9 protein-coding genes are annotated in these 9214 nt (G+C 59.5%); 5 read left to right on the forward strand and 4 right to left on the reverse strand.

Features of this window, described 5'->3' with window-relative positions; all coding sequences use genetic code 11:
* Positions 1–76 precede the first annotated feature (76 nt).
* Genes HNQ07_RS20170 through HNQ07_RS20180 form a run of 3 tightly spaced genes read right to left on the reverse strand, consistent with a single transcriptional unit; the run spans position 77 to position 3806 of the window.
* On the reverse strand, positions 77–2026 hold the full coding sequence (locus HNQ07_RS20170) for an AAA family ATPase (RefSeq protein ID WP_184115158.1): 1950 nt from the start codon (positions 2024–2026) through the stop codon (positions 77–79).
* On the reverse strand, positions 2023–2571 hold the full coding sequence (locus HNQ07_RS20175; protein WP_184115160.1) for a hypothetical protein: 549 nt from the start codon (positions 2569–2571) through the stop codon (positions 2023–2025). The genes HNQ07_RS20170 and HNQ07_RS20175 overlap by 4 nt, the downstream gene beginning before the upstream one ends.
* Positions 2568–3806: a dsDNA nuclease domain-containing protein gene (locus tag HNQ07_RS20180; protein ID WP_184115162.1), complete on the reverse strand. Its 1239-nt coding sequence runs from the start codon at positions 3804–3806 to the stop codon at positions 2568–2570. The genes HNQ07_RS20175 and HNQ07_RS20180 overlap by 4 nt, the downstream gene beginning before the upstream one ends.
* A gap of 160 nt (positions 3807–3966) precedes the next feature.
* On the opposite strand from HNQ07_RS20180, the gene HNQ07_RS20185 reads away from it, so the two are divergent.
* The 5 genes from HNQ07_RS20185 to HNQ07_RS20205 all read left to right on the forward strand — a co-directional run bounded on the left by HNQ07_RS20185 (position 3967) and on the right by HNQ07_RS20205 (position 7609).
* Positions 3967–4983, forward strand: coding sequence for a tyrosine-type recombinase/integrase (locus HNQ07_RS20185; RefSeq protein WP_184115164.1), 1017 nt, complete (start codon positions 3967–3969; stop codon positions 4981–4983).
* Between the two features lie 279 nt (positions 4984–5262).
* Positions 5263–5850: a nucleotidyltransferase family protein gene (locus HNQ07_RS20190; protein WP_184115166.1), complete on the forward strand. Its 588-nt coding sequence runs from the start codon at positions 5263–5265 to the stop codon at positions 5848–5850.
* Positions 5847–6650, forward strand: a complete 804-nt coding sequence (locus tag HNQ07_RS20195; RefSeq protein WP_184115168.1) for a DUF6602 domain-containing protein — start codon at positions 5847–5849, stop codon at positions 6648–6650. Before HNQ07_RS20190 ends, HNQ07_RS20195 begins: the two co-directional genes overlap by 4 nt.
* A gap of 112 nt (positions 6651–6762) precedes the next feature.
* Positions 6763–7347 (forward strand): nucleotide-binding protein, encoded by a 585-nt coding sequence (locus tag HNQ07_RS20200; RefSeq protein WP_184115170.1) that lies wholly within the window; start codon positions 6763–6765, stop codon positions 7345–7347.
* Entirely contained in the window at positions 7340–7609 is a 270-nt protein-coding gene (locus HNQ07_RS20205; protein WP_184115172.1) for an RH3 domain-containing protein, read from the forward strand. The genes HNQ07_RS20200 and HNQ07_RS20205 overlap by 8 nt, the downstream gene beginning before the upstream one ends.
* Positions 7610–8522: 913 nt before the next feature.
* Here the strand turns inward: HNQ07_RS20205 and HNQ07_RS20210 are convergent.
* Positions 8523–9194, reverse strand: coding sequence for a hypothetical protein (locus tag HNQ07_RS20210; protein ID WP_184115174.1), 672 nt, complete (start codon positions 9192–9194; stop codon positions 8523–8525).
* Between the last annotated feature and the right edge of the window lie 20 nt (positions 9195–9214).

Raw genomic sequence — 9214 nt, forward strand, 5'->3', positions numbered from 1 at the left:
TTGCAAATCAGCCCCCATCGCAAATGGGGCACCCTCAGTCAGCTCGTCCCGTCGCAAATGTCCTGAAGACACGCGTCTATTTACCACGGTAGTATCGGATCAAAGGGGGCGCATCGTCTTGGTCGGGTGTCATGTGACGAATGTAGATCTCGTCTAGGTCGAAGTTTGCCGATGGAGTCTTGTATTCCTTATCAATGAACACGAATTGCGTGTCCTGCAACTCGTTTGTAGCTAAGTCATAAAGCATATCGTGGAAGCCTTCGAACTGTTCGCGATTCTCGCGCTCGCTGATGTTCTTCATGGGGCTGTCGATCATTAGGATCTTGGGAAGCGGCGCGTTTTCTAAAGCAGCTAATCTATGTAGAGCGATAGCGAAACAGCATTTAAACAGGGTTTTTTTACCGCCACTAGATAAGTTCGAGAAGCTGGTAAATACCATGTCCTGCTCGCCTGCCGTCGCCACGCGTGGAAAGAAATCAGGAGCTTCAAAGGTTACAATGTCGTTTCTGTTGAAACCAGCCAGCTTGGCACGAACTAGACAATCGAGGAAGAGCGTACGGAGGCGCTCTAAGTTGCGCGAATCCTGCTGGGCCTCTGAGCGGGCCCCTTTCAGAGCCTCTTTCAGTGCTTTTTCCTCAACTGCTAACACGTGTGCGCTGGCGACATTCTGTTCAATGACCTCAGGCAGCCTCCGCAGGCGTTCCAAGTCGAGACGTTCACGCTCCAACGCAGCGAGTTGGCGCTCGATGTCGAGATTTTGGGAAAGGTACTGGGAGTCATACCGGGCCAGAGCATCATTGATCTGGCGGTCGACGAAAGCTTTTTCCCGCTGGGCGCGCCGTAAATCTCCCTCCAAGCGGCGCAGGGCTGCGCGTTGCCGCCCGGTAATATCCTCAAGTTCTTCAATGCGCAACTTGAGATCTGCGTTGACGAGTTCATGCTCATCTCCAGAGACTTCACGCGGCTCCTCCTGTCCACACACGACGCAGTGCGCTGCAGGACGGTCGGGCAGTGACTGGGTACACCTGGGGCAGTGCGTGAAGTTGACGCTGCCAAGGACTGCGCGCGCGCCACTGTCACGTTTGAATTTGTGCCGCAAGCCAAAAAGGTCGTTGAGTTGACGTTCGTCGCGCCGAAGCAGCGTGTCAACCTCCTGCATCTCCTGTTCGATGTCAGTGATGTCCTGAAATACTTCACGGGCCTGTCCCCTCAGCCGGTCGACCTCGTGTTCACCATTTGGGAAGCTGGCCTCGCGAGCCTGCTGACGCTGTTCCTGTAACTCTTTAATTCGGCGTTGCAAAGCGGCGATCTGCCGCTTCACGCCCTCTACCGAGGTCACGCCAACTTCAACGAGGGCTTGCCGCAGGGCGTCCGCGCTGCTCTCAAGGACTGCACGCCTTTGCCGCACCTGATCCAATTTCGCTTCCAGTTCAGAGACGTGCTCTTGGTGATACCCCAATACGTAACGCAAAACGTCGCGCGCTTTGAGGCGCTTAGCAAACTGTGCTTCTCCGTCTAGATCGAAGAAGTTGCTGTCGATCTCGTCCTGATCCAAGTAGCAGAAGTTCCAGAGATCGCGGAAACTGAGGCGTTCAAGCGGACTGCCGTCGTTCACCTTGCTTTTGCGGACACGGGCGATCGGCAGGCCCGCGAGGAGGAATAACAAGTCAGAGAGGATTTCTACACCTGTACCTGGCAAGACTTCACCTGCCGCTTTACGGGCGGGCAGCGCAAGGGAAATTTTCCGTCCCTCCTGGATCCATTCCGCGATGATCTGATCGCTGCCGACGTCACGCCGCACCTGTAGGCGGGTTTTTCCGATGACTAGGTCGAGGGTCGCGGAGACGAACTCGGCTTGCAGGGCAGGTGTGGGATCGAAGCGGCCACCCAGGCAGTAGTCGACCAACCGGGCGATGCTCGTCTTGCCGGCTCCAATCTGGCCGTAGAAATACGTGAAGCGCCGAAAGGGAACTCGTTCCACATCCTGCTTGAGGTCGAGGATAAGCTGTTCAATCCGGAAGTTCACAGGTCGATTTCCTCTCCCCACTTCATCTGGACGAGTTCGGGGAACGTCTCGTACACGAAATTCTTGATCCTAGTCGCACTCATGTTCCCGAACTGCTTCTGGACGATGACGCTGCGCGCAGCCATGTCAGCGAATTCCTCTAAGGCGGCCAGCCGTTCAGCGGCCTCGTGCCCGGCGGCCGTGAGTTCCACCATGACCGTGCGGCCTTCGAGGTGGGTGGAAGCAAGGCCCTTGGCCACGAGGAGCCCGATCCACTGACGGTATCGCCCGTCCCAGGGACCATACTTGAAACGGATCATCTTGCTTTCAACCGACGACCGTTCAAACTCCCTGATGCTGAACTTCACAGGTTTCTTTTGCACCCGCTTCAGAGCTCGTTCGAGCCCGACTGGGTAGCGCAGCAGGAAGTCCAATTTTGCCAGCTTCATGATGCCCGCCACCGGCTTATGTTCGGAGCGCGCATTCAACAGGATCAATAGTCGGGCCATGTGCAGTTCCGGATCCTGCTCTACCTGGGCAGCTTTGTTGAGCAGGCGGAGGCTCACGAAGCTGCCTTCACATCGAATCGTGGACTCCACCAGATGCGGCAGTCTTCAGTTAGCAACCCTAGGATGCCGAATAGTCGATCGGAGTCTTGGTTGCAGACTTTAGATTGCTCCTCAGCGGCGATACGGCGGAATTCATCGCGTATTGCCACGTACAGCTGCTTTCCCCAGGGAGGCGGGAGCTGGCTCGCCGTGACATGCTCGTCAGCGTAGACGCCTTCCACAATACTTTCGAGCTGCCGCAGATCCTCTGTGGCCACAGCGATATCGATCTGTTGCTGCTCCCGGACCCACTCGAAGGCGGAAAGCAGCCGACGTTTCATGCTTGTGACCTGCTCTTCCAGGCCACCAGCCTCGAGCTTCTTGACGAGCACCTGGTGCCCATCCCGGAGTGGGGACGAGGCGAGGTCTCCTTCCAGCGCCACGCCGCTACCCCGTCGTCCAGAACGGGCACGACTAAGTGTCGTTGCAATGTCGGCGATGGCGACACGCTTGGTGCGCGGCATGGTCACACCGCGCTTCACGTCACCGCCAGGCAAGACCCGTGCGTCGGCGTCGACGGGCAAGCCGGACGCGTGGGTGAACTGCTCGACAAGTTCTCGAACGAGGCGGCGGAGTTGTCCCGGTGTCATGTGCGTGCATTCCGCATGGCTGGGTAGCACGTCGGCAATGAGTTCCGCCTCAAATCCGAAGAGATCCGGCCCAAGGGCAAATTCAGTTCTTTTGAGAACAGTCAGGAGGGTGGCCGCGTCGCATTTACAGGCAGCTCGAAGCTTCTCGAACCCTACTGCTACACCTGCCGGTAAATCTGCCGGATCGGTGCAGCGGCGGCAAGCGTCGAGGAGGAGTTTCGGACTGGTGGCCTTGATCTCGTCCTTGGCATCGGCTTCGACCTCACGCAGTTCGGTATTCGAAACGAACACGAAACGTTCGACCTCAGCGCCGTGCGCTTGATGAAGGTCTATGAATCGCCTGATTGACTTGACGAGCGCCTTCTCGGTGAGCGTCCAGTATCCGAGCTCTTTTTTACGGGTCTTGACCTGAAATGCGTGTGTTCGTCCGGATGCGAGCTCCCCAAGCAGGTCCTCGTGATGCTCACAATAAATTCCTATGAACTCGATCCCGCCAGTGCCCCGGAGTGCCCCCAGCGCCAGCATCACGCCGTAAGCATGCTGGTACCGGTAACGTTGGAGAGTCTCGTCGCCTGGATCGGTATGGTCAATGTTCTCAATCATTTGGGAAAAGGGGATGCTTTAGTTTCCTGTATGGCTGATCTGGAGCCTACCATCAAGCTCGGAATGAGAGTGCCCCAAGTATGGTTCCGGCCTATGAGGTAAGTGGAAGTCGGGTCAGCAGTCACTCATGTCTTTTCGGGCATCTGGCATAATTCTATTTATGCCAGATGATCTGAGAGGGCCAGGGGAGCTCCAGATTTACCGGGGTGACCTCCTGGCCCTCACCCGCGAATGGACCACCCTCCACGATGACGAGCTGCGCCGCCGGGCTGTTCGGGCGGCCGGCGACAAGGACATCGCGGTGCTCGTCAGCCTGACCACCGCCCACCTGAGTCACGCTGGCGGCTCCGGGGTGCTCACCAGTCCGCATACCGTCAAAGCCTACGAACTCGGCGTGCGGCAGTTCCTGGCGTGGGCTGAGGGGCAGGCGGTCAATCTCCTGCGCCCCGGACGGCATGACGGTCAGTCGTACGTCAATGCCCTGCTGGCGGCCGGCCGGGCTCCTGCCGGCGTCTCGCTGCGTGTCGCGGCCGCGAATGCCCTGTACCGCGCGCTGCGCTGGGCCGGCGCCACCGAGGCGCTGCCGTTCCAGGACGTCACCGTCCCGGTCGACCGCACCCCCGGCATCATCAAGCGGCCGCCGTACACCGAAGACGAGCTGCATGACGTGCTGCGGGTCGCGGACGTGCAGGCCCGGTTTCTGTTGCTTCTCACCGCCCACGGGGGGCTGCGGATCAGTGAGGCCCTGAAGCTGAAGTGGGACGACCTCGATGGTGCCGCCCGGCGCTTGACCGTCACCGCCGGCAAGGGCCGCAAGACCCGCGTCGTGGCCATGAGCACCAGCCTGGGACGGGCGGCCCGCGAGTACCGCGCGGTGTACGGGCCGGGCGGGCAGGAACAGGTCGACCGCAACCGCACGACCCCGATCGACCGGGTGTTCCGCTTTGCCGATTCGGAGACGGCGCGGTATCACCTGAAGAAGGCCTTCGGGCAGGCCGGCGTGACGTTCCGGGGGTTTCATCCAGGGCGCAAGTACGCGGGGACACGGCTGCTCCAGCAGGTCAAGGACTTCGGCCGGGTGGCCGCGCACCTGGGGCACGAGAGCGTCGACACGACGAGAAAAGGCTACGCCGCGCTCGCGGTGGACGACCTCAAAGACGACTTGGCTGGGTGGTAGTCCGATTGGCGCAGTCGCGTACAGGGTGCCACTTGAAAGAATAGAGCTGGAGTGGGCGCCGCGTTCACGCAGTTGCCCAGAAATGCATCGGCGTACGCGCGTATCCTGCGTCTATGCCAGAGAGTGACGACTACCTAAGGTCTGTACTCAACAAATACCCCCCCGGTCCAATGCTCAGTCGGCTGCAATCATGGTCAAAGCAGACGTGGACAGAAATTTTCAGGATCTAGACAGCTCTTTCTATTCAGGATCATATGCGAAGGGAACAGCCGTGTGCACATGGCGGGGCGCGGTTCAGACGTCGACATCTTCCTCTCCGTTCGGTCCAGCAGTACCCTTTCAGATATCTATGAAGCGGCGTATAGCTTCGCTGCCAGCAGGAATTGGCAGCCTAAACGCCAAAACGTTTCGATTGGCGTGATTCACAGTGGGTATGACATAGATTTGGTTCCCGGTCGGATCATCCCCGGCTATCAGAATTTTCATAACCTCCATGTCCGAAAGACTGGCACCTGGCAGCAGACCAACGTGTCGCAGCACGTTCGAATCGTCTCTCAATCTGGTCGACTGGACGAAATCCGCCTTCTGAAAATCTGGCGAAACCTTCATGGGCTTGACTTCACTTCTTTTTTCCTTGAGCTATTCGCGTTGGAGGCGTTGAGTGGCCGGTCGTATAACAACCTTGCAGACAATTTCTGGTATCTCCTGGGAGAAATCGAGGCCAGAATTACCAGTACAGTGATCATCGACCCCGCGAATAGCAACAACAGAATCTCAGATTCAATGACGCCAGCCGAAAAAGTTCGGGTGCGGGATCAAGCCCGCGCATCCAGGGGCCTTCAGTCCTGGAATCAGGTGGTCTGGTGAGCGGGCCTGGCCGTCTGGAGGATATTTACGCCGCGGTGAACACGAGGTTCGTGGCCGAGTTGAGCGCCGCGCAGAATGCGCTTCAGCATCCGACGATGAAGGGGGACACGACCGAGGCGCAGTGGATCGAGGTGCTGTCCACACACCTCCCAGCGCGCTACCGCGTGGGCACCGGGCAAATCATCGATCACCGTGGAGCGGTCAGCCAGCAGATTGACGTTGTGATCTATGACCGTACATACACCCCCCTGCTCTACAGCCAGCAGGGCGCCCAGTACATTCCAGTCGAGTCTGTGTATGCCGTGTTCGAGGTCAAGCAGAACCTCTCAAAGGCGCACATCCACTATGCGCAGGACAAAGTCAAATCGGTTCGGGCGTTGGACCGAACCTCGGCCCCGATCTACAGTGCAAACGGGCCAGTGCCGGCCCGTCCGCTCTTTTCTATCGTGGGTGGCCTCCTGACGTACCAGTCTGATTACACGCCGAGCTTGAGTGATGCCATGGTCGCTGCCCACTCCCTTGCCCAGGAGGACCGGCTCGACCTGGGCTGCGTTGCCGCGGACGTGGCATACGCGTTCAGTTTCGCTAGTACTGGGTCGATCGCCATGACCACGTCTGCCAAGGCGCCTGTGGTCGCCTTCTTCCTGATGTTGCTCGAGCGCCTCTCCTCTCTCGCGACTGTGCCGGCGATCGATTACGGCAAGTACCTGACGTTTTTCGAGTGCCAGACCGTCCCCCATCCTGGGGACGAAACCACACCCCTTCCTGAAATACACGCCAGCGGCTCTCCTCAGGAGTAATTCTCGAAACACACATGTCTCAAAACACTGGCATATCGAGGTGCCGGCATCTCAGGATTTTAAATCCCAGACACACTGGTGTTGCTGTGTTTTGATGTGTTAGAATTCCAGTGTGATAAGGATCAGTTTGCTGTCCCGCAAAGGCGGCGTCGGGAAAACGTTGTGCAGCATGGGACTCGCTCAGGTTCTGGCCGAGCGGCACCAGGTCGCGGTGCTGGACCTCGACCCAGAAGGCTCTGCCCGGGCGTGGGCCAACGATGCGAACGCCCAGGGCATTCCCCTTCCCTACCACGTCTACGGACCCGTCGAGGCTGCCATGCGGCTGGACGCCGACTACCTGATCGTCGATACCCCGCCAAACGATCCGAAAACCCTTGCGGCCACAGCCAAGGTGTCGGATGTCATCCTGGTGCCCATTCAGCCAGGCAAAGGGGAAATTGATCGTCTCGAGCCCACCATGGATGTGCTGCGCGATGGTCACTTCAAGGACGGCGCCCGTTTGGGCCTGCTGCTGAATTACATCGAGCACGACAATCTGAGTGCCGCGATGCCACAGGCGCTGGAGCAGCTCAACTACCCGCTGGTCGCAACCATCAGGAAGTCGGTCGAGTACCGCCGGGCGTTCGGCGCGCTGATCCCGGCACCGCTGCTCAGCCCGTTCCGCCAGGCACTCACGGAGGTGGGCATCGATGCCTAAGCCCAACCCCAAGACGGACCTTAGTGGCCTGCTGGGGGCCGCCACCCGTGCCAAGGACATCGAGCGGCCGCGGATCGAGGATGAAACACCAGTACCTCAAAACACTGCAACACCAGAATTTCAGGAAAGGCGGGTCAACGTGGCGGTGCGGGAATCTGTCCATAAACCGCTGCGCTTATACTCGGTCAAGTCCGGGCGGCAGGTGCGGGATCTGGTCGAGGAGGCCGTCGAACGGTACCTCAAGGACGTTGGAGAACTGTAAGGTCGCCAGGTCTCACGCTCGTGATGTCTTGAAACACACGTTCTGAGCAACACCCGTGTGTTGCTCAGAATGGCTCTCATGGCCCGCTCGTGGAGGCCATTGACGCAGCGCCGCCCATCCTGGCCCGACATGCGGCCGAACCCGTGGACGTCACCAGCCCGCCGCTCGTCAAGACCGAACGACCCTCTGGCAAGTCGGCTTCCTCTGCCCACCGCCCCGCTGCGCTGACATGGGCCGGTCTGGCCACACTCTTTCCAACTGTCGCGTCGGGGGTCCCGTCTTCGCACGGACGGTGACCTCGTGAGCATGCCGTCCGTGGTCACTCACCGCGCCCGTAACACCGCACCTTCAGATCATGGTACGTGGGTGACCACCGCTCAACCGACGTTGGGTGGACAGGGCACCCAGGATGATGCAGAGCCATGACACTGAAATGTTAGCGCGCGGATCGGTGAGCACATCCGGCCTTCGATGTTTCTAGACTTCAGAACACTGCAACATCACAACATAGGATTGCCCTGGCGGGGCGTTGCCATGATGCTGAGCGCTACACCGGAACCCACCCGCAGTGTGCTGCCAGCATCTGACACCACCGCCGGGAGCGGTGGGCATCTGTACCCCGAGCGGAACCGAACGTGCGCGAACAATAGCCAATGTTCCACAACCTGACGGTACCCACACATTCGTGTCCCGCAATCCTGATGTCTCACAACATCAGAACATCACGGTACTGGTGGTGTCCGTCAGGGCCTGAGCGCGTTTGATGGCGCACTGTCCCCACCGCGGGTCTGGAGCGACGTGCGAGGTGCCCACCAGCAGGCCCGCCGTGAGCCAGTGCCCCGGCCCAGACCGCGTGCCGACGTCGACAGCCCGATTGAATCTCAGGCCTCGCGTGGATGACCGTACGTGTCGCTCAGAAGGTCGAGGAAAGCGATTCGTCTTCTGAGCGTGGCGGCAGAGGAGGTTGAAGATACGCCACACCAGCATCCGACCTGGCGCTGAATGACTCCCTGACGATGTCCGCAGCGGCCTGCATCGGCGGCAGACCGATGTAGGCCTGCCGGAGAGTGGGAAGCTGGTCGGATTCCTCGGGGGTCAGAAGCGCGGCCAGGGTCAGGAGGTCGAGTGCATGTTTGCGGGCATACGCCGGCCTTGGCCCGAGGTCGCGCTTCCCCCGGTGCTCGTCAGCGAAGGCGTGAAGTTTCATCAGCATCAGCGTGAAGGGATGGGGGAGCGTGACACGGCCCGTGCGGTGTTGACCGTCCGTGCCCGATCCCCCGACATCAAACGTGAGGCCTGGTGCATCCAAGGCAATGAGTTCCGGCGTGGCATATGCATGCAGGGACGGCTCACCAGGCGCATGCTTGGTCGCGCCGACTCGCATGGCATTGACCTTCACTGCGCCTGCGTCCGGGCCTGGCAGCGGGGACAGGAAATCAACCTTGACTTCCTGACCGTTGGGTCCACTGCTGCCGGATTTGACGAACTGAAAATACGGAACCTTGACCGTTGTCGTTGGCGGCCTAAAAATGGAACTTCCGCACATTTGATGATGGGAATTTAGCTGAGGCGCACCATCGGTCATGGACTTTCAGGCGTTCCTGC

The sequence above is a fragment of the Deinococcus metalli genome (genome assembly GCF_014201805.1).
GTDB classification, from domain to species: domain Bacteria; phylum Deinococcota; class Deinococci; order Deinococcales; family Deinococcaceae; genus Deinococcus; species Deinococcus metalli.